This is a genomic window from Flavobacterium sp., assembly GCF_027482425.1.
In the GTDB taxonomy this organism is placed as follows: Bacteria; Bacteroidota; Bacteroidia; order Flavobacteriales; family Flavobacteriaceae; genus Flavobacterium.
In genome coordinates this window covers 15,702-34,842 of the sequence record NZ_JAIXWA010000044.1, presented here as the reverse complement: position 1 = coordinate 34,842, position 19,141 = coordinate 15,702, and the positions used below count along the sequence as shown (strand labels likewise).

The following is a 19,141-nucleotide window of genomic DNA, read 5'->3' as shown; positions in this document are numbered from 1 at the left end:
TAAAAGGATTACTAAACGTTGCAGCGCGCTGATACCTTTTTGAGAATAAAAGCATCAAGGCTAACTGCTTCATAACAAATAAAAAGATTTACAAGATGAAACAAGGTATTCACCCAGAAAATTACAGATTGGTAGCTTTCAAAGATATGTCAAACGAGGATGTATTTATCACGAAATCTACTGTAGAAACTAAAGAAACTATCGTGGTAGACGGAGTGGAATATCCGGTGTATAAAATGGAGATTTCTCGTACTTCCCACCCTTTTTATACTGGTAAATCGAAATTGATTGATACGGCAGGACGTATTGATAAATTCAAAACGAAATACGCTAAGCACGGTAAGTAATTCGTATTTATTGTGTGTTCAAATAGAAAAAGCCATCCTTAGGGGTGGTTTTTTTATTGCCTATTTCTTCGTAGTTTTGACCCATTAGCTGAAAAATTCACTCATGAACTATATTCTCTTCGACGGCCCGGTCCGTAATGCCCTTTTACCCTTTACGTTTACCCGACCTGTGTGTGATATTCGCATAGGGATATTGACCATTCGTGAAAAATGGGAAAAATATTTGGGTTCGACCACTACGACGTTAACCGAAGAGTATTTGTCGGAAAAGTTTCCCATGGTCGAAATGGAGGCCAATGTAATGCTCAATGGGGCGTATTTACCCAATGCGGTTTTGGTTGAGATGGTGCGCAATCTCGAGCCCAACCAAGCCATCATGCGCGGGGAGGACGTGATTGCCTTTTATACCAACGACTCTCAGGAAGAGGTGGATTTTGACACATACGAAATCCTTGAATACGAGGACGAATGTTTAAAAATCGAACATACGTGGGATATTTTTGCCAAAAATGATGCAGCCATACGTGAGGATTATGAACTGCTAACGGCCGACCGTCATTCGCAACCCATTCCGAAGTCAGTGAATGTCATTGCGCCCGAACATATTTTTATTGAAGAAGGGGCGCAATTGGAATTTGTAACGTTGAATGCGTCTACGGGTCCGATTTACATCGGGAAAAATGCCGAAATCATGGAAGGTTCGGTAATTCGTGGTCCCTTTGCTTTGTGTGAAGAAGCGCAGGTGAAGTTGGCTACCAAGATTTATGGAGCAACCACAGTGGGGCCGCATTGCCGTGTGGGTGGCGAAGTGAATAATTCGGTTTTATTTGCGTATTCCAACAAAGGTCACGATGGATTCTTAGGAAATTCGGTGTTGGGTGAATGGTGTAATATTGGGGCCGATAGTAACAATTCCAATTTAAAAAACAACTACGAAGAAGTACGCTTATGGAGCTATGAAACGGAAGGTTTTGCCCGTACCGGACTCCAATTCTGCGGTTTAATGATGGGCGACCACAGCAAATGTGGGATCAATACCATGTTTAATACGGGCACCGTAGTGGGTGTTTCTTCAAACATCTTCGGGTCAGGATTCCCACGTAACTTTGTGCCCAGTTTTAGTTGGGGCGGTGCTTCGGGCATGACAACGTATTTGACAAACAAAGCCTTTCAAACCGCCAAAATCGTTATGGCGCGTCGTCATGTGGAATTTGACGAAGTGGAAGCCCGTATTTTGGAACATGTGTTTGAGGAGACGAAGAAGTATCGGAAAGAATAAGAATTGATTTGAAAATTTGAAAATTTTTAGATTTGAAAATTACTATTCGCTCTTAAGAAAAGCTCCGGATTTCTTCGTGGTTTACAAATCACTCATTTTTTTACGCTAAAAAATCTTTACCTTTGCGCCCGCAATCGCTTGACAACGATTTCAAGGGTTGTGTACATCTATGGAACAGCAAAAAAAAGTAGCCTTTTATACCCTAGGCTGTAAGCTTAATTTCTCGGAAACGTCTACTATTTCGAGAAACTTTCAAAAGGAGGGATTCGATCGCGTCGATTTTGAAGATGTGGCCGATATCTATGTAATTAATACGTGCTCAGTTACCGATAATGCCGACAAACAATTCAAGCAAGTCGTTAAAAAAGCCTTGAAGCTGAATCCCAATGCGTTTGTGGCTGCGGTGGGGTGTTATGCCCAGTTAAAACCCGAAGAGTTGGCCGCTGTGGATGGAGTCGATTTGGTTTTGGGAGCCACCGAAAAATTTAAAATCACCGATTTTATTCACGATTTGTCCAAGAATGATAGGGGTGAAGTGCATTCGTGCGAGATTGAAGAAGCTGATTTTTATGTAGGCAGTTATTCCATTGGCGATCGGACCCGCGCCTTTTTGAAAGTACAAGACGGTTGTGATTATAAGTGCACGTACTGCACCATTCCTCTGGCGCGCGGCATTTCTCGTAGTGATACGATGGAGAATGTAGTGCGTAACGCGTCCGAAATTTCACAACAAGGGATTAAAGAAATCGTATTGACGGGTGTCAACATCGGCGATTATGGCAAAGGGGAATTCGGTAATAAAAAGCATGAACATACCTTTTTGGAATTGGTGCAAGCCTTGGATCAAGTCGAGGGAATTGAACGCTTGCGAATTTCCTCCATCGAACCCAATTTGCTGAAAAACGAAACTATTGAATTTGTAAGCCAGAGTCGCACGTTTGTCCCCCATTTTCATATTCCCTTACAGTCCGGAAGCAATGCCATTTTAAAAAAAATGAAGCGTCGTTATTTGCGCGAACTCTACACGGAACGCGTCGCTACAATTCGTGAAGTCATGCCCCATGCCTGCATTGGTGTCGATGTGATTGTCGGTTTTCCAGGGGAAACGGACGAACATTTCTTAGAAACCTATCATTTCTTAAACGAACTCGATATTTCGTATTTGCATGTCTTTACCTACTCGGAACGCGATAATACCGAGGCTGCTATGATGGATGGTGTAGTGCCAAATAATGTGCGTGCCAAACGCAGTAAGATGTTACGTGGTTTGTCGGTGAAAAAACGCCGTGTTTTTTATGAAAGTCAGTTGGGTACTACCCGCACAGTATTATTTGAAGGCGAGAACAAAGAAGGCTACATTTATGGGTTTACCGAAAACTATGTCAAAGTCAAAACCCCATGGAATCCCGAGTTAGTCAATACCTTACACGAAGTACAGCTTACCCATATTGATGATCAGGGTAGTGTGCGCATTGCGTTTGTGGAGGCAATTGGGTAACGTTCACCCTTCATTAATCCACTTCGTTTGAAGCTGGGCTACTTTTTTTAGTAAAACTGCCTTTGGGCTATACACTACGGGTTTGTAGTTGTCGTTTCGGGTTTTTGAAGCACATGTTCATTTCCCCATTTTTCCATTGCTTCCAGTAAGGGGGCTAAACTTTTTCCCCGTGGCGACAAAGAATATTCTACACGAGGCGGAATTTCATTGTATTGAACGCGAATAATCAGTTGATCTTGCTCCAATTCTTTCAGCTGGTCGGTAAGTACTTTACGCGAAAGGCGCGGGATACGCGCTGCAATTTCACCAAACCGTCGCGTCTCTGTTCGTAAACAATATAATATGATCGGTTTCCATTTGCCACCGATCAATTCAAGTACCGCACTTACGGGACAAAGGTTGGTTTTTTCCTTCGTTGACGTTATAGTTACTTTCATGTTACCAGTTTAAATTAAGTTACCTTTTGGTAACAAGTTACTTTATAAAACTATTAATAGTTACTTTTCGTAACAAATATACGAAGTAATGAATTTAAAAACAAAAAACATGATTTTAGTTACTGGCGCTTCAGGTTATTTTGGCGCTGCGGCTATTCACACACTTTTAGAAAACGGTATTTCCGCTTCACAAATTAAAGCCCTTGTGCGTACTCCTGTGGCGGCTAAACGTTGGCAACATTTGGGTATTGAAATCACAGTGGGAGATTATGATGATTATGCGTCTTTGACCAAAGCTTTTGCAGGCGTTTCAAAAGTTCTTTTCGTTTCCAGCAGTGACCTTGGCAATCGCTTATCACAACACCGTAATGTAGTTTTGGCGGCAAAAGAAGCTGGGGTGGCGCATTTGATTTACACCAGTTTTCAACGCACAACTGAATCAACAGCGTCTCCTTTATGGGGCGTGGCAGAGTCACATTTGCAAACCGAACGTTGGATTGAAGAAAGCGGCATTCCATTTACGTTTTTACGAAATAATTTGTATTTGGATTTTTTACCTGCCTTTATTGGGACAGAGGTGTTGCAAACGGGTGTTATTTTTGTTCCAACAGGACAGGGGCGAATTAGTGCTGTACTGCGGTCGGAAATGGCTGAAGCCGCAGCAAAAATTTGCATCACATCAGGGCATGATGGGAAAGCATATTCGTTTTCGCATACGGAGTCGGTCTCGTATGAAACGATTGCACACCACTTGGCAGCGCTTTCTGGAAAGACAGTGGTGTATGTGTCCCCTGACGTAGACGTTTATGCAAAAACCCTTGCTGACTTTGGAGTACCTTCCGAGAGTATCGGTATTTTTTCAAGTTTTGCATTGGCGCAAGCAGGCGGGGAGTTGGATGCTCCCACCACCGATTTGACTACGATTTTGGGTCGACCCCTTACGCCTATTTTGGAGTATATTACAAAAATATACTTCCCTGCCCGAGGGTAATCTTAAGGCAGAATGGGGTGAAATCCCAAAAAAAAGCAAGCCGGTATCTGATTTTACAGTGCCGGTTTTTTATTTAAAAAAATGAGTATTGTTTTAGTATTTGCTTTGAAAATGGATTCGCGTAATCCGAAAAACATCAAACCCGTATTGTTCGATAAATTCGAATTTATGGCGGCCCGGTTGCTTGAAGTCCATGATTTTTTCGGCAGCGATTTCGTAATACACGCCAGGACCTTCAAGCATAAACCGATTGCCAGTGGTGCGATAAGCCGCGCGAATGAGTTGAAACTCGGCGAGGTTCCACGTGGTGTTATCGGGGTCGAGTTGACTGGATTCCGTCATCAAGCCTTCGGTGATTTCGGTGGTACAGCCGTAGTATTTTTCGATGTGTTCAAAAAAATCGAGAACGGTATCGCGAAGTTGGTCAGCGCTCATGCAACAATTGGGAATAAAAAAGCCGCTTCAGGGGAAACGGCCTATAGGGGTTTGATTAAATCCGAATGCCGGGTGGAAGTAAATCGCGGTAGGTGGTATGTTTCCGCATAAATGCCGCTACTTTAGGGAAAACGGGTACGACTTTCAGTTTGCGTTCGTAAGCGATTTCCATAATATTTTTCAATAATTCGGTTACAAAAGCTTCGTTTTCTGTACCGTTAATGCGGGTCAGGAAGATTTTTTTCTCCTGAAAGGAATATTCCACAGAAACTAATTCCCCGTTGAACGTCGTTTCAAATTGACGGGCAAAGGTGTTGTCCTTAATTTCCATTTGTTCCAAAATTAACTCTGAGTTCATCTTGTTTTCGTAGTATTCATTAATTTTAGGCAAATTTCGGAATAATTTGGAATATTCCCATCGTTCAGTACGTTAAATCTTTTAGTATGAAGCCCATCCCTGTTTATTTTATGCCTGGACTCGCTGCGAGCACTTCTATTTTTGAGCGAATTTCCTTGCCGAAGGAATCGTTTGAAATCCATTTGTTGGAGTGGTTTCTGCCCGAACCCGAGGAGACCTTGGCGTCGTATGCCCAACGGATGGCATCTCAAGTGCACGATCCTACTTCGATTTTGGTAGGCGTGTCTTTTGGCGGTATATTGGTCCAAGAGATGCAGGTCTTTTTGCAACCCCGCAAGGTAGTCATTATCTCCAGTGTCAAGTCGAAACACGAATTTCCGCGTCGCTTTAAAGTAGCACGAACGACCAAAGCGTATAAGTTATTGCCCACGGGTTGGCTTCAAGATGTGGACAAATGGGTCAAGTATGCTTTTGGCGATTCGTTAAAACGGAAGTTGCATTTGTACGAACAGTTTTTACACATGCGGGACAAACGGTATTTGGATTGGGCGATAGAACAAGTTATTTGTTGGGATCGCTCCACGCCTGATCCGTCGGTCATTCATATTCATGGCACGCTCGACGAAGTGTTTCCCCCGAAACATATCAAAAAGTACATTCCTGTAAAAGACGGTACCCATGCCATGATTTTGAGTAAGTACCGTTGGCTTAACATGCATTTGCCAGCCATTTTAGCACAAGAATAGGGGGTTTGGACTGATTTTTGTAATTTTGTCACTATTCTTTGCAGCGATGATACGAAACTGTGGGTTGTTGCGTTGAACTAAAAAACTTTGTCCTATGAAACCGATACGTTGGATGGCTATAGGTGCGTTAGCCATGGTCCTCACCAGTCTTTTTATTTTTGCGCTTTCAGGCGATGCACGTAAAGTTTTACTTCGAGAAGGTACGTCGCAGTATTTTCCGCCTAAAGTTGATTTTGCTGACGAACCTACGCCGTTGCATGTGGCCGATGTGAAAGAACGTTTCGATCGCGAATTGTTGGTCAATGCCAATTTGCATTCGTCGACCTTACTTATTATGAAGCGCGCCAATCGTGCCTTTCCGGTGATGGAGCCTATTTTGAAGCAATACGGTGTGCCCGATGACTTTAAATATTTGGCGGTTATTGAAAGTGCATTGACCAATGCGGTTTCTTCGGCGGGAGCACGCGGGGTATGGCAGTTTATGCCCGATACGGCTAAAGAAAAAGGCATGGAGGTAACCGAAACCGTGGATGAACGCTACCACTTGCAAAAATCGACAGAAGCGGCTTGCAAATATTTGTTGACGGCCAAAGCTAAGTTTGGTTCCTGGACACTGGCTGCGGCGAGTTACAATGGAGGCATGAATGGCATCACGCGCAAGTTGGAAGAACAAGGTGTAACAGACTATTACGATTTATTGTTGACCGATGAAACCCATCGGTATGTATTCCGTATATTGGCCTTGAAGGCAATTATGCAGAATCCGAAGCTATATGGTTTTGACTTGAGTCAGCATGAATTGTATGAAAATTTGCCCACCAAGATTGTTGAAGTCGACAGTTCGATTACCGATTTGGCGAGGTTTGCCAAAATGCAAGGGGTCAATTACAAAATCTTGAAAATTCACAATCCGTGGTTGCGTGACAAGAAATTGGTCAACCCTGGGAAGAAGAAATACCAGATTGAGATTCCGACCAAAGGGTATTAGGAGTTATGAGTCTACCTGCCTGCAGGTTATGAGTTATGTGCGTTGCACTTCCCTACTATAAATTGTCTTGAAGTGGTCAACTATATTAGGGACGTACAAAGGTCTTTTCTCTTGCTTCTTTTTTCTAAAAAATTAGATCAATCCCACATTACTTTCAAGCGACTTCATTTATAATTCACCCTTCAAAATTTCTAATAAGCCAAAAAAAAGACCCCTTGCGGAGTCTTGTATTAAATGCGTTTCAATTGTTCTTTCATCATCGAGATTTGCTCTTTCAGCATGCCTTGCTTGTCGAGTTTTTTGACTTCGTTGATCAGGTTGGTCGCTTCCATTTTTCGTCGTCGTGACAAAGCGATTCCCGCCAGGTTGAGTTTGGCCACTGCCAAATCCATGTCCATATTCAAGCCCAATTCAATGGCTTTTTTGAAAAACTTCTCGGCTTGGTTTAAGTTCGTTTGCGACACCATCAAGCCTTGCAAATAATTGTAATAGCCTTGTTGTTTGCGAATCAAAGCGGTTTCAGGATTTTTAATTTTGGACAACCATTTTTGAGCGCCTGGGAAATTTTGTTTGCGCATTTGTAAAAACGCCAACAAAATGAACTCATTGCGGAAGTATAAGGCCAATGGAATCAAAGCGACAAGAATCAAAAAAATCCCATTGCCAATGTTGTTTTCGGTGAATTGCCAAACCGCTGCTGCAAAAATCAGTACGGTTAAAACGATCTTACTATTTCTGTGAAACATGAGGGTGAAATTTAGGTTGCAAATGTAGTAAAAGGAATTTGAAATATTTTTAAAAAAGCACTTGCATGTAATAAAAAGCTTTGTATATTTGCACTCGGTTTTGAAAAGCCGTAGACAGCGAACAAGTACCAGATTTTAAAGATATCGAACAATGAGTAAAAGAACATTTCAACCCTCGAAAAGAAAAAGAAGAAATAAACACGGGTTTATGGAGAGAATGGCTACTGCAAATGGTAGAAAAGTCCTTGCTCGTCGTCGTGCTAAAGGAAGACATAAGTTGACGGTATCTTCTGAACCAAGACATAAGAAATAATAATGATGATTCCATCATAGCATAAGGCGTTACTTTTATCGGTAGCGCCTTTTTTTTATGCTGTTTATAACTAATGATAAGTTGGCAACCCCGATTTTTTCAAAAGTTTTGGAAACCAACTAATTTTGACACACACAACCTAAACGACTAAACTACTACACCACATGCCGAAAGATTCCGCTATCAAATCCGTTTTGATTATTGGTTCAGGTCCGATCATTATTGGTCAAGCCTGTGAATTTGACTACTCTGGGTCGCAATCGGCCCGCTCCCTTCGCGAAGAGGGAATCGAGGTCATCCTCATCAACTCCAACCCCGCGACCATCATGACCGACCCTGCTATGGCCGATCATGTGTACCTTAAGCCTCTCACCACCAAATCGATTATTGAAATCCTCAAAGCCCATCCCAACATCGATGCTGTACTCCCCACTATGGGCGGACAAACGGCCTTAAACTTGTGTTTGGAGGCTGAAGAAAAGGGAATTTGGAAGGATTTTAATGTACGTTTGATTGGGGTTGATATCAATGCGATCAACGTTACCGAGGACCGCGACCAATTCAAAACGTTGTTAAGTGAAATCGGTATTCCGTATGCGCCTGCCAAGACGGCCAATTCGTTTTTGAAAGGAAAAGAAATTGCCCAAGAGTTTGGATTTCCACTCGTGATTCGTCCTTCGTTTACTTTGGGGGGAACGGGTGCTGCTTTTGTGCATCGTAAAGAAGATTTTGACGAATTATTAACCCGCGGGTTGGAGGCGTCACCTATACACGAAGTGTTGATCGATAAAGCGCTTTTAGGATGGAAAGAATATGAATTGGAATTGCTACGGGATCAAAATGACAATGTCGTCATCATTTGTTCTATCGAAAATATGGATCCTATGGGAATTCACACCGGCGACTCGATTACCGTGGCGCCTGCGATGACTTTGTCGGATCGTACCTTCCAAAAAATGCGTGACATGGCGATTCACATGATGCGCTCGATTGGAAACTTTGCAGGAGGATGTAATGTGCAGTTTGCCGTTTCTCCCGACGTAAAAGAAGATATTGTAGCCATCGAAATCAATCCACGGGTATCGCGCTCTTCGGCCTTGGCGTCAAAAGCAACAGGCTATCCGATTGCCAAAATTGCAACCAAATTGGCGCTGGGATATACGCTCGACGAATTGCAAAATCAAATTACCAAATCGACCTCGGCCTTGTTTGAACCCACGTTGGATTATGTGATTGTAAAAATTCCGCGTTGGAACTTCGATAAGTTTGAAGGCGCCGACCGAACGCTGGGCTTGCAAATGAAATCGGTAGGCGAGGTAATGGGTATCGGACGTTCGTTTCAAGAAGCCTTACACAAAGCCACCCAATCGTTGGAAATCAAACGCAATGGATTGGGCGCTGATGGAAAAGGGTACAAGAATTACGAACAGATTATCGAAAAACTCACCTATGCCAGCTGGGATCGCGTGTTTGTCATTTACGATGCGATTCAAATGGGGATTCCGTTGAGTCGTATTCATGAGATTACCAAAATCGATATGTGGTTCTTGAAGCAATACGAGGAATTGTATTTGTTGGAAAAAGAAATTTCCAATTACCGTATCGACACCCTGCCCAAAGAATTGCTCTTGGAAGCAAAACAAAAAGGCTACGGCGACCGTCAAATTGCGCACATGTTGGGCTGTTTGGAGAGTCAGGTGTACCGTTTGCGGGAAGAAATGAATGTACGACGGGTGTATAAACTGGTAGATACCTGTGCCGCTGAGTTTAAAGCCCAAACGCCTTATTATTATTCGACTTTTGAAGCTGAGATTGAAACGTCTTCTGGAGTACGTTTTACCGCCAATGAAAGTGTGGTCACCGACCGTAAGAAAGTCGTGGTGTTGGGATCAGGACCTAACCGAATTGGTCAAGGAATTGAGTTTGATTACTCTTGTGTACACGGAGTTTTGGCGGCCAAAGAATGTGGCTATGAAACCATCATGATCAACTGTAATCCCGAAACGGTTTCGACGGACTTTGATACGGCCGATAAGTTGTATTTTGAGCCTGTGTTTTGGGAGCATATTTACGATATTATCCAGCACGAAAAACCCGATGGCGTGATTGTACAGTTGGGAGGCCAAACGGCCTTGAAGTTGGCTGAAAAATTAAACCGCTACGGAATCAAAATCTTTGGTACTAGTTACGATGCCTTGGATTTGGCTGAAGACCGCGGTCGTTTTTCGGGTTTGTTGAAAGAATTGAATATTCCGTATCCCAAATTCGGGGTAGCCGAAAACGCCGATCAAGCCTTGCAATTGGCTGATGAATTAGAGTTTCCGCTCTTGGTCCGCCCTTCCTATGTGTTGGGAGGACAAGGGATGAAAATTGTCATCAATAAACAAGAATTGGAGGAACATGTGATTGAGATTTTAAAACATATTCCCAACAATAAATTACTCTTGGATTACTACCTCGATGGTGCGATTGAAGCAGAAGCCGATGCGATTTGTGATGGGGAGAATGTCTACATCATCGGAATTATGGAGCATATCGAACCATGTGGGATTCACTCGGGCGATAGTAATGCGACCTTACCTCCTTTCAATTTGGGAGAGTTTGTCATGCAACAAATTAAAGACCATACCAAAAATATTGCGTTAGCCCTTCAAACCGTGGGACTCATCAATATTCAGTTTGCTATCAAAGACGATATTGTCTACATCATTGAGGCCAATCCGCGTGCGTCACGAACGGTTCCATTTATTGCCAAAGCCTATGGCGAACCCTATGTGAATTATGCTACGAAGGTGATGTTAGGAGAGAAGAAGGTTACCGATTTCGATTTTCATCCGAAGTTGAACGGATTTGCAATCAAGCAACCGGTGTTCTCTTTTAATAAGTTTCCGAATGTCAATAAGGCGCTCGGTCCCGAGATGAAATCAACAGGAGAGAGTATTTTATTCATTGATGATTTAAAAGACGATCAGTTTTACGATTTGTATTCCCGACGAAAAATGTATTTGTCTAAATAAGTGTAGCGCCGCTCTTCGGAGCGGTTTTTTTGTGTACAATGTGTAGTTTTACCTCAAAATAACCCTTATGGATTTTCGAAAAACCTTTAATGCACAAGCCAAAACGGAAGCCAATACTGGTTTAGGAACGAATGCTTCCAGTTATGGGGGACGTTTCTTCACGAAGTCGGGTAAAGCCAACATACGCCTTACGGGATTTCCTTTTTTAGATACCATTAGTTGGTACCATACGATGCTGACGTTGCCGCGATGGAAGTTTTTGTTGATTATCCTTTTGTTTTACTTTTTGGTGAATGCCTTTTTTGCCACCCTTTATGTGCTCATTGGGGTAGACCATCTCAATGGGGTTACAGTCACATCGCCTTGGGATACTTTTGGACAGGCATTCTTTTTTAGTGTGCAAACCTTTACGACGGTTGGTTATGGACACGTGAGTCCCCGTGGATTTTTGGCAAGTTTTGTAGCCGCCGTAGAAGCGCTGTCCGGGTTGTTGAGTTTTGCTATTGCTACGGGTTTGTTTTACGGTCGGTTTAGTCAACCCAAAGCCCATCTTTTGTTCTCCAATAATACATTAATTGCGCCCTATAAAGGGGGAAACGCATTGATGTTGCGTTTATGTCCTTATAAGAATGTCAATTTATCTGATGCAGAGGCACGGATTACCATGGGAATGCATGTAGAGGAGAATGGTCAAAAAGTCAACAAATTTTTTACCTTGGATTTGGAGTTGGATAAAATCAATGCGCTGAATCTAAATTGGACCTTGGTACATCCCATTACACCGCAAAGTCCGTTGTATCAATTTACCGAAAATGATTTTCAGGAAACGGTGGGGGAGTTGATTGTTTTTGTCAAAGTATTTGATGATATGTTTAGTACTTCAGTCGTAAAACGGGCTTCGTATACTTTTGAAGAGGTTGTTTATGGGGCTCGCTTTTTACCGATGTTTTCTCGTGATGGCTACCAAAGAAAAACCTTGTTGCATATCGACAAACTGCATGCGTTTGAAAAAGTTACCTTATAAAAAAAGCTCCGAATTTCTCGGAGCTTTTTTTATAATCTGTTTTTGGTCTGTATTAGTTTTTCACAATTTTCTGTGTGAATTTAGCGCCATTAGCATCCATAACCATCAACAAGTAGTTGCCACTTTCCAAAGATTGTAAAGAGATAGACTCGTTTTCAATTTTGGAAGACAATACCAAGCGTCCGTTTAAGTCGTAAACTTCTGCTTGTACTGCTGTAAATCCTTCTTGGGTTTTAATGTTCAATTGGTTGCGTGTTGGAATAGGGAATACACTTACCGTAGTGCTGTCAAAAGCAGGATTGTTTAAACTAGATCCTTCGCTAACGGTCAACAATTGGTTAATGTTGGGGTTGTTGATAGTATCAACAATACCTGAAGGCCAACGTATAATTACTTGGGTAATCGCAGTGTTGGTACCAATACCGAAGTGGGCATTGATGGAACTCATGTATTTGAAGCCTTCACCACTGCGTACATCGCGAATTTGTTTTCCGAATGCACCATAGATTTCAACACGAGCTCCGATACCGTTGCTGTTACTTTGTACGCCGTTTAAGCGAACTTTTAACCAGTTGTTTCCGTTAGGAACAGCATAACGAATGGTAGATCCGTTTTGAATATCTAAGAACCCGTCGTTGTTTAAGTCACCCACAGCACCTACACCAATACCCGTATAAGTAATTCCTTGGAATGTATTGTTCCCTTGGTTGAACATGATTTTATTTCCACCCCCTAAAACATCTACTTTACCGTCATTATCAAAGTCGTAAGCAATGTTGTCAATATTTGTTGATGTATTGGTATCCCAACCTGATCCTGTGGTAATATTCGTAAATGCACTTAATGTACCTGTTGTTTCGAAGTTATTTCTGAAGAAACGGTGTGTTCCGGCACTAGCAGTGATGATTACATCCATGTCGCCATCGTTGTCAAAATCAGCTATTCCAGATGACCAGGTTTGAATAGGCGTTACATTTACTCCTGTAGCCGCAGAAACGTTTGTATAGGTTGTTCCACCGTCGTAACGAATTAATTGACATGGAGGGCCTGAACATTTAGAAATAAATACATCAGAATCCCCATCGTTATCGAAATCGGTGAATAACGTTGCATAGTTTCCACCACCATTACTAATTGCCATCGCACCGGGCGTTACATTAGCTTGGAAATAGGTAAGGTTTCCAGCTCCGTCATTCAGATAATATACGTTTTCATTGATATCGTGGCAAGAGAAGATATCTAAGTTACCATCTTTATTCAAATCGGCAAAGTTTGTACGCTGACAGAAAATATACTCTCCGGGAGTAATTCCTGTATATTGTGTGCCGTTGTTGCTTGAACGTAAAATCGAAAGTCCTTGACCAGCCCCTAAGATAATATCATTGAAGCCATCCTTGTTGTAATCGCCAGCAGCCAAACTCCAAGTTGGGTAGAAATTTACATTTGAGAAAGGATAACTTACAATATTGAATGTGCCTGGAGTAGCAGTTTGGTAATGAACTTTCATCGTTCCTGTACTAATCCCCACAATGTCATCCATTCCATCATTGTTCATATCAACAACACAAATATTGTATTGGTTGTTGATAGTTGAAACCGTTTGTGCATTGTAGGTAATAGGTGCTGTAGGTTGCACCACAACCGCATTTTCAATTAATTGAAAGGTAAATCCGTTACTACTCCAGCGGTTATCCCAAACGATAGTGTAGGTAGTGCCAGCAGTTACATTGAATGTAGCTACGGAAGAGTAGTTTTGACCGCTATCGTCATCTCCATCAAAACATACCATTGAACCGCATGTACCAGTATACACATGTACACGGGTATCCACACGCGGTGTGTTTGCCGCAATGTTTGAAGTAATAGTTACAGTATAATTTTGCGTTGGTGTATACGAATACCATTCCGCTTTTCCATTGTTACCCAAGGCTCCATTGTCTGCACAAATGGCAGGTGGTAAGTCGGTGCCGTTTACCGCAGTAACCACATGGGTTCCCGCCGTTATGGGCAATGCTGTAGCACAGGTGTCCTGCGCTTGAGCCAATCCTACAACAAGGAAAGATAAAAGTAAAGTAATTTTTTTCATAAAGTTGTTAAGTGGTTATTAGTTGCACGGTTGAAGCGATTCGATCCATTGTTTTACAAGCAATACACCCTCTTCGTGGATGATCGAACGTCCGTGTAATGGCATCATAAACGCTTCGTTTTCAGTATTTAATCGGTAATATAACATAGAGCGGTTAATGTTGTTTGGTGAAACAATACGGCTTAACGCAGGAGGAAAATCTTGCAAGTCAGCCGTAGGAACACATACGCCCATATTGGTTAAATTATTGTTGGTTTCGCTATAACTCATCCGCATGGGACGGTAGTAGCAGTGTCCTTTTTCACTATGACAATGGGCACAATTGATATCAAAATAGGAACGAACGCGTTGCTCGAGCGGTTTGGAAAGATCTTTGTAATCCACCATCGCCGTAGATGGATCTGAAATGGGTGCATTGCTTTCTAAAATACCCCATTCTTTCCATTTGGCCAACTGATTTTTAGTTTCAGTTCCGTAGTTGAAATTAAAGTTGATATTTTGAGGTTTAATTCCAATCGGTGAATTCGAGTATAAATTTGTATTGGGGTCACGAAGTTTGTGGCAAGTTACACATTGTGCTTCGTTGGGAATACGGTAATTGGCTGTTTTTTGAACCCCGTTTTCCGTAAAAGTAATCGTACGGTTGCTTCCATTTATATCAAAAAACGCTTCCGTTTGCTCATCATTCCAAACGTATTCTGCAAATATCCATCCATTGGACTTGCGAATCATAATGCGCGTCTCAATGATTTTGCGCGTATTGGTGGGTTGTAATTCGTCGTAATAGAAGTTTTTGATAATAGCCGCTCCCACAGGCAATTCCAATACCGAACCGTCCCCGTTATAGGTTGCTTTCGTTCCTGGAGGTAACCAAACAAAGCGCTTTTTGTGGGCGTAATCGGTAAATAATTGACTGATGGGTTCATAAATGTGGACATCTTTTTCAGGCACCATGGCACTCATAGGCGCTTTGAAAAAGTGATAATCAGACAACTTGGCATAAGGCACTTGTGTTAAATCCACTGTAACAGGACTAGGTTCCACATACTCCTCATTATCATTGGAAGAACAAGAATAAATAAAGAAAGAGAGGATTCCCGTAAAAATCCCCAAGAGGTAATATTTTCTCATATTAAAAATTTCTTGACCAAAAATAAGAAAAAAAATCTATTTGCCTAAAATTCGAGCAGTTATATGAGAATTTTTTAGAAATGAATTAGAATTTGAAAATTTTAGCGCTCTTTCATTTCCATTTTCACATTGTAATTTTCTAGTTTTTTCAAGGCGGATTCTGATAGGTAATCGAACTCCAATTCGTGTCGATTTCGGGTTTTTCGAGCCTCAATATGTTGGATAGAGTTGTAAAAACGCCGCACTTCTTCGCCGTTGGTTAGAATTAATCCAGGGACTTCTGTATTTTGACCCGTTTCATCTTTGGCCACCATGGTAAAATAACTCGAATTGCAGTGTTTTGATTTCCCAGTTTGGATGTTCTCTGATTCCACCCGGATGCCCACCACCATCGAACTGCGCCCCACATAATTTACACTTGCTTTCATAATCACGAGTTCACCTACTTCAATAGGATGTAAAAAGTCGACCGTATCCACCGAGGCAGTCACACAATAATGGCCCGAATATTTGGAAGCACAGGCAAAAGCAATTTGATCCATCAGAGCCAAAATATACCCTCCGTGAATTTTTCCACTGAAGTTGGAATGGGAGGGGAGCATCAATTGTGAAATGGAAATCCGAGAGGACTTTACCGTTTTAAATAGTTTCTTCATGGGTTGTTTCCGTGTCGTTAGTTTGGCTTACCCCTGCGCGTTGCAACAAGGCTTCTGGCATTGCTTTTTTGGCTTTAGCGCCCATTTTTTTCAAGCGTTCTACACTCGAAATCAGGTTGCCTTTACCTTCGGTGAGTTTGTTCATCGCCCCTTGGTATTCCACTTTAGCTTCATCCATTTTTTTACCAATTTTTATCAAATCGGTTACAAACCCTTCAAATTTATCGTACAAAGCCCCTGCTTGACGGGCAATTTCTAACGCATTTTCTTGCTGCTTTTGATTGGTCCACATGCTGTTAATTGTTTTCAAAGTAGCCAATAGCGTTGAAGGGGTTACGATCACAATATTCTTCTCAAAAGCTTTGTTGTACAGGGTATTGTCCTCTTGAAGTGCCACGGCAAAAGCCGATTCAATGGGGATGAAAAGCAACACAAAATCGGGACTTTCCATCTGGTATAAGTCGTAATAATTCTTACTGCTCAATTGCTCTACATGGCGATGAATCGCGATGAGGTGTTCGCGTAAAAATTGTTTTTGCTCCTCTTCATTTTCGGCGTTGCACAAGCGTTCGTAAGCAGTTAAGGTCACTTTTGAATCGACAATCATTTTTTTACCATCGGGCAACGCAATAACCACATCGGGTTGAAGTCGTTGCCCTTCGGGGGTCGTAAAACTTTGTTGCACAAAATATTCGCGGTCTTTTTCCAATCCTGATTTTTCCAAAACCCGCTCCAGTACCAATTCGCCCCAATTTCCTTGCATTTTATTATCGCCTTTCAACGCTTTGGTCAGGTTAATGGTTTCTTGCGACATTTTTTCATTCATTTCCCGCAGTCCCAAAATTTGTTGGCGTAACGCGGCATGGTAGTCGATACTTTCTTTGTGCGTATCTTCCACTTTTTTCTCAAAAAGCTGAATTTTTTCTTGCAGCGGAGAAAGGATTGTTTTTAGATTTTCTTTGTTTTGTTCGGTAAACTTGGTTGTTTTTTCTTCCAAGATTTTCTGGGCCAAGAGTTCAAATTCTTTGGTGAATTTTTCTTGCAATTGCTCCACCTCCTGGCGGTATTCTTTGTTGCGTTCGACCAAATTGGTGAAATCCACTTCTTTTTTAGTGAGTTGCAAGGCCAATGCTTCGCGCTCGGTACGCAAGGTTTCTTTTTCAACTTGCGCCGTTTGCCATTGCTGTTGCCCCGAAGTTACTTGTTGGGTCAATTGGCGAATTTGCTCTTCTTTTTGTGCGATGGTGGCACTGGATTGATTGCTGGAGAGTAATTTTCCGATGAAAAATCCCAATCCTAAAAATACGGCAGATAAAACAATGGTTAATGTCATACTTCTTTTTTTAGTTTTTAAAAATACAAAACTTCGAGGCGATTTGCTACACAATTTTTCTTTATCAAAATGGATTATGTTTGTAAAAACAAAAGTCTTCATGCATCGTCATTTTCTTTTGCACAAACCCCATGGGTATTTAAGTCAGTTTATTTACCAAAAAAAACGTCCCAAGAAATTATTGGGGGAACTTTTTGATTTCCCTGAAGGGACTATGGCTATTGGACGTTTGGACGAAGATTCGGAAGGGTTGTTATTACTTACCACAGACGGTCAAGAAAGCGAACGGGTGCGCAGTAAATCAGTAGAAAAAGAATATTATGCACAAGTCGATGGTTTGATTAACCCTATTGCGATAGCGCAATTGGAAGCGGGTGTTGAAATTGGGTTCAAAGGCATTCGATACATCACCCAACCGTGTCATGTTCGGCTTGTTATTACTTTGCCACCTTGTATTGGCGAAGGTCGACGCATACGCGATGCCCGTCACGGTCCCACCAGTTGGATATCCTTAACGCTCACCGAAGGGAAATTTCGTCAAGTGCGCAAAATGACCGCAGCAGTGGGTTTTCCAACGTTACGTTTGGTTCGGGTTCGCGTGGGCGGTATTTCCTTGAATATAAATGCAGGCAGGGTGCAAGAAGTTCCCCATTTTGAACAGGTTGGCTTGTAACGATTTTATTAAAAAAATAAATTTGGCTTTATTTTTGAATTTGGAAATTAACAGATAACCCGTATTTTTACCAAAAAAACAATCATCATGAAAAAAATTACTTCCGTATTGTTTGTGCTACTTTCGGCAGTGTCTATGGCTCAAGTAGGACAAATTGGTCACTTGACTATTTTCTCTGAAGATGGAGACAAATTTTACCTTATTTTAAATGGGGAAATGCAAAATGATATCCCCCAAACCAACATTCGGGTTGAGGACTTGAATCAGCCGTACTACAACGCGCGCATTCAATTTGAAGACAAAACGTTGATGGATATTACAACCAACAACATGATGATCGCTGATCCCGACGGTATCATGTCGGATGTAACGTATAAAATTCGTCGCGACCGCAACAAAAAAGGGAAAATGAAATTGAATTTCTTCTCAGCGGTGCCTGTGCAACCCAATTTTGTTCCTCCTGCCAACGTGTACGTGATGCATTACGGTCAACCCCGTCCGCGTCCCGTAAATCCTGGGCAAACCGTAGTGGTTCAACAACCGGTTCCAGTTCATGGGGGTACGGTTACTCAAACTACGACTACGACTACCACCAATGGTGGGGACAATATCAACGCCAATATCAATATTGGTGGACTAAACATGGGCGTTTCGATTAACGACAATATGGGTATGGGCGGAACCGTAACTCAAACCACGACGACAACGACTTCTTCGTCTCATGTGGGTGGTCATGTTGCTCCGATACCTGTTGAAGTAGCCCCTGTGGGATGTCCTAGCCGTAGCTGTATGCGTCCTGCAGATTATAATGCTGCGTTGACGACCTTAAAAAATCAGGCTTTTGAAGACTCTCGTATGAAAACTGCCAAGCAAATTGTGGCGGTGAACTGTTTGAATGTGGATCAAATCATGCAAATTGCCAACTTGTTTAGCTTTGATGATAACAAATTAGAGTTTGCTAAATTTGCCTATGATTATTGTATCGAACCCCGTAATTATTTCAAATTGAACGGTATTTTCAGTTTTAGTTCCAATGCTGATGAATTATCAGATTATGTGCAAAGCCGCCAATAATCGAGTTAG

General features: G+C 41.9%; 19 protein-coding genes. 11 read left to right on the top strand and 8 right to left on the bottom strand.

Features of this window, described 5'->3' with window-relative positions; genetic code table 11:
* Window positions 1-95: 95 nt before the first annotated feature.
* From Q0037_RS06330 to mtaB, 3 genes are all read left to right on the top strand, one after another.
* Window positions 96-347 (top strand): type B 50S ribosomal protein L31, encoded by a 252-nt coding sequence (locus Q0037_RS06330; protein WP_129461385.1) that lies wholly within the window; start codon window positions 96-98, stop codon window positions 345-347.
* Between the two features lie 103 nt (window positions 348-450).
* Window positions 451-1,626, top strand: coding sequence for a GlmU family protein (locus Q0037_RS06325; RefSeq protein ID WP_297516779.1), 1,176 nt, complete (start codon window positions 451-453; stop codon window positions 1,624-1,626).
* 169 nt (window positions 1,627-1,795) lie between these two features.
* On the top strand, window positions 1,796-3,124 hold the full coding sequence (gene mtaB / locus Q0037_RS06320; protein ID WP_297516777.1) for a tRNA (N(6)-L-threonylcarbamoyladenosine(37)-C(2))-methylthiotransferase MtaB: 1,329 nt from the start codon (window positions 1,796-1,798) through the stop codon (window positions 3,122-3,124).
* Window positions 3,125-3,198: 74 nt separating this feature from the next.
* On the opposite strand, the gene Q0037_RS06315 is transcribed toward mtaB, so the two are convergent.
* The gene (locus Q0037_RS06315) at window positions 3,199-3,561 is read right to left on the bottom strand and encodes a helix-turn-helix domain-containing protein (protein ID WP_297516775.1); all 363 of its coding nucleotides are present in this window, start codon (window positions 3,559-3,561) and stop codon (window positions 3,199-3,201) included.
* A gap of 109 nt (window positions 3,562-3,670) precedes the next feature.
* Between Q0037_RS06315 and Q0037_RS06310 the strand changes: the two genes are divergently transcribed.
* Window positions 3,671-4,552, top strand: a complete 882-nt coding sequence (locus Q0037_RS06310) for an SDR family oxidoreductase (protein ID WP_297516773.1) — start codon at window positions 3,671-3,673, stop codon at window positions 4,550-4,552.
* A 93-nt stretch (window positions 4,553-4,645) separates the two neighbouring features.
* Here the strand turns inward: Q0037_RS06310 and Q0037_RS06305 are convergent, their stop codons facing one another.
* Entirely contained in the window at window positions 4,646-4,987 is a 342-nt protein-coding gene (locus Q0037_RS06305; RefSeq protein ID WP_297516771.1) for a hypothetical protein, read from the bottom strand.
* Between the two features lie 55 nt (window positions 4,988-5,042).
* A complete protein-coding gene (locus Q0037_RS06300) occupies window positions 5,043-5,318 on the bottom strand; it encodes an N-acetyltransferase (protein WP_297516783.1) in 276 nt (91 codons plus the stop codon).
* A 113-nt stretch (window positions 5,319-5,431) separates the two neighbouring features.
* On the opposite strand from Q0037_RS06300, the gene Q0037_RS06295 reads away from it, so the two are divergent.
* A complete protein-coding gene (locus tag Q0037_RS06295; RefSeq protein WP_297516769.1) occupies window positions 5,432-6,091 on the top strand; it encodes an alpha/beta hydrolase in 660 nt (219 codons plus the stop codon).
* A gap of 94 nt (window positions 6,092-6,185) precedes the next feature.
* Entirely contained in the window at window positions 6,186-7,079 is an 894-nt protein-coding gene (locus Q0037_RS06290; protein WP_297516767.1) for a lytic transglycosylase domain-containing protein, read from the top strand.
* Window positions 7,080-7,309: 230 nt separating this feature from the next.
* On the opposite strand, the gene Q0037_RS06285 is transcribed toward Q0037_RS06290, so the two are convergent.
* Complete coding sequence (locus Q0037_RS06285) at window positions 7,310-7,825, bottom strand: DUF2892 domain-containing protein (protein ID WP_297516765.1); 516 nt, start codon at window positions 7,823-7,825, stop codon at window positions 7,310-7,312.
* 151 nt (window positions 7,826-7,976) lie between these two features.
* Here Q0037_RS06285 and rpmH point away from each other — a divergent pair, with 151 nt between their 5' ends.
* The 3 genes from rpmH (at window position 7,977) to Q0037_RS06270 (ending at window position 12,179) form a co-directional block, all read left to right on the top strand.
* Window positions 7,977-8,138 carry a 50S ribosomal protein L34 gene (rpmH, locus tag Q0037_RS06280; protein WP_056072822.1) on the top strand — a complete coding sequence of 54 codons (162 nt, stop codon included), beginning with the start codon at window positions 7,977-7,979 and terminating at the stop codon, window positions 8,136-8,138.
* Between the two features lie 164 nt (window positions 8,139-8,302).
* Window positions 8,303-11,155, top strand: a complete 2,853-nt coding sequence (carB, locus tag Q0037_RS06275) for a carbamoyl-phosphate synthase large subunit (RefSeq protein WP_297516763.1) — start codon at window positions 8,303-8,305, stop codon at window positions 11,153-11,155.
* A 67-nt stretch (window positions 11,156-11,222) separates the two neighbouring features.
* On the top strand, window positions 11,223-12,179 hold the full coding sequence (locus tag Q0037_RS06270) for an ion channel (RefSeq protein ID WP_297516761.1): 957 nt from the start codon (window positions 11,223-11,225) through the stop codon (window positions 12,177-12,179).
* A 52-nt stretch (window positions 12,180-12,231) separates the two neighbouring features.
* Here the strand turns inward: Q0037_RS06270 and Q0037_RS06265 are convergent, their stop codons facing one another.
* From Q0037_RS06265 to rmuC, 4 genes are all read right to left on the bottom strand, one after another.
* Window positions 12,232-14,265, bottom strand: a complete 2,034-nt coding sequence (locus tag Q0037_RS06265) for an FG-GAP-like repeat-containing protein (RefSeq protein WP_297516759.1) — start codon at window positions 14,263-14,265, stop codon at window positions 12,232-12,234.
* Between the two features lie 18 nt (window positions 14,266-14,283).
* Entirely contained in the window at window positions 14,284-15,396 is a 1,113-nt protein-coding gene (locus Q0037_RS06260) for a hypothetical protein (RefSeq protein WP_297516757.1), read from the bottom strand.
* Window positions 15,397-15,497: 101 nt separating this feature from the next.
* The gene (locus Q0037_RS06255) at window positions 15,498-16,052 is read right to left on the bottom strand and encodes an acyl-CoA thioesterase (RefSeq protein ID WP_297516756.1); all 555 of its coding nucleotides are present in this window, start codon (window positions 16,050-16,052) and stop codon (window positions 15,498-15,500) included.
* On the bottom strand, window positions 16,036-17,385 hold the full coding sequence (rmuC, locus tag Q0037_RS06250; protein ID WP_297516754.1) for a DNA recombination protein RmuC: 1,350 nt from the start codon (window positions 17,383-17,385) through the stop codon (window positions 16,036-16,038). Before rmuC ends, Q0037_RS06255 begins: the two co-directional genes overlap by 17 nt.
* A 100-nt stretch (window positions 17,386-17,485) precedes the next feature.
* Here rmuC and Q0037_RS06245 point away from each other — a divergent pair, with 100 nt between their 5' ends.
* Both Q0037_RS06245 and Q0037_RS06240 read left to right on the top strand, forming a co-directional pair.
* A complete protein-coding gene (locus Q0037_RS06245) occupies window positions 17,486-18,058 on the top strand; it encodes a pseudouridine synthase (RefSeq protein WP_297516752.1) in 573 nt (190 codons plus the stop codon).
* A gap of 87 nt (window positions 18,059-18,145) precedes the next feature.
* Window positions 18,146-19,132, top strand: a complete 987-nt coding sequence (locus Q0037_RS06240; protein WP_297516750.1) for a DUF4476 domain-containing protein — start codon at window positions 18,146-18,148, stop codon at window positions 19,130-19,132.
* Window positions 19,133-19,141: the final 9 nt, after the last annotated feature.

Coding starts and splice junctions, on each gene's coding strand:
- Q0037_RS06330 (WP_129461385.1), top strand. CDS start 96: ATGAAACAAGGTATTCACCCAGAAAATTACAGATTGGTAGCTTTCAAA.
- Q0037_RS06325 (WP_297516779.1), top strand. CDS start 451: ATGAACTATATTCTCTTCGACGGCCCGGTCCGTAATGCCCTTTTACCC.
- mtaB (WP_297516777.1), top strand. CDS start 1,796: ATGGAACAGCAAAAAAAAGTAGCCTTTTATACCCTAGGCTGTAAGCTT.
- Q0037_RS06315 (WP_297516775.1), bottom strand. CDS start 3,561: ATGAAAGTAACTATAACGTCAACGAAGGAAAAAACCAACCTTTGTCCC.
- Q0037_RS06310 (WP_297516773.1), top strand. CDS start 3,671: ATGATTTTAGTTACTGGCGCTTCAGGTTATTTTGGCGCTGCGGCTATT.
- Q0037_RS06305 (WP_297516771.1), bottom strand. CDS start 4,987: ATGAGCGCTGACCAACTTCGCGATACCGTTCTCGATTTTTTTGAACAC.
- Q0037_RS06300 (WP_297516783.1), bottom strand. CDS start 5,318: ATGGAAATTAAGGACAACACCTTTGCCCGTCAATTTGAAACGACGTTC.
- Q0037_RS06295 (WP_297516769.1), top strand. CDS start 5,432: ATGAAGCCCATCCCTGTTTATTTTATGCCTGGACTCGCTGCGAGCACT.
- Q0037_RS06290 (WP_297516767.1), top strand. CDS start 6,186: ATGAAACCGATACGTTGGATGGCTATAGGTGCGTTAGCCATGGTCCTC.
- Q0037_RS06285 (WP_297516765.1), bottom strand. CDS start 7,825: ATGTTTCACAGAAATAGTAAGATCGTTTTAACCGTACTGATTTTTGCA.
- rpmH (WP_056072822.1), top strand. CDS start 7,977: ATGAGTAAAAGAACATTTCAACCCTCGAAAAGAAAAAGAAGAAATAAA.
- carB (WP_297516763.1), top strand. CDS start 8,303: ATGCCGAAAGATTCCGCTATCAAATCCGTTTTGATTATTGGTTCAGGT.
- Q0037_RS06270 (WP_297516761.1), top strand. CDS start 11,223: ATGGATTTTCGAAAAACCTTTAATGCACAAGCCAAAACGGAAGCCAAT.
- Q0037_RS06265 (WP_297516759.1), bottom strand. CDS start 14,265: ATGAAAAAAATTACTTTACTTTTATCTTTCCTTGTTGTAGGATTGGCT.
- Q0037_RS06260 (WP_297516757.1), bottom strand. CDS start 15,396: ATGAGAAAATATTACCTCTTGGGGATTTTTACGGGAATCCTCTCTTTC.
- Q0037_RS06255 (WP_297516756.1), bottom strand. CDS start 16,052: ATGAAGAAACTATTTAAAACGGTAAAGTCCTCTCGGATTTCCATTTCA.
- rmuC (WP_297516754.1), bottom strand. CDS start 17,385: ATGACATTAACCATTGTTTTATCTGCCGTATTTTTAGGATTGGGATTT.
- Q0037_RS06245 (WP_297516752.1), top strand. CDS start 17,486: ATGCATCGTCATTTTCTTTTGCACAAACCCCATGGGTATTTAAGTCAG.
- Q0037_RS06240 (WP_297516750.1), top strand. CDS start 18,146: ATGAAAAAAATTACTTCCGTATTGTTTGTGCTACTTTCGGCAGTGTCT.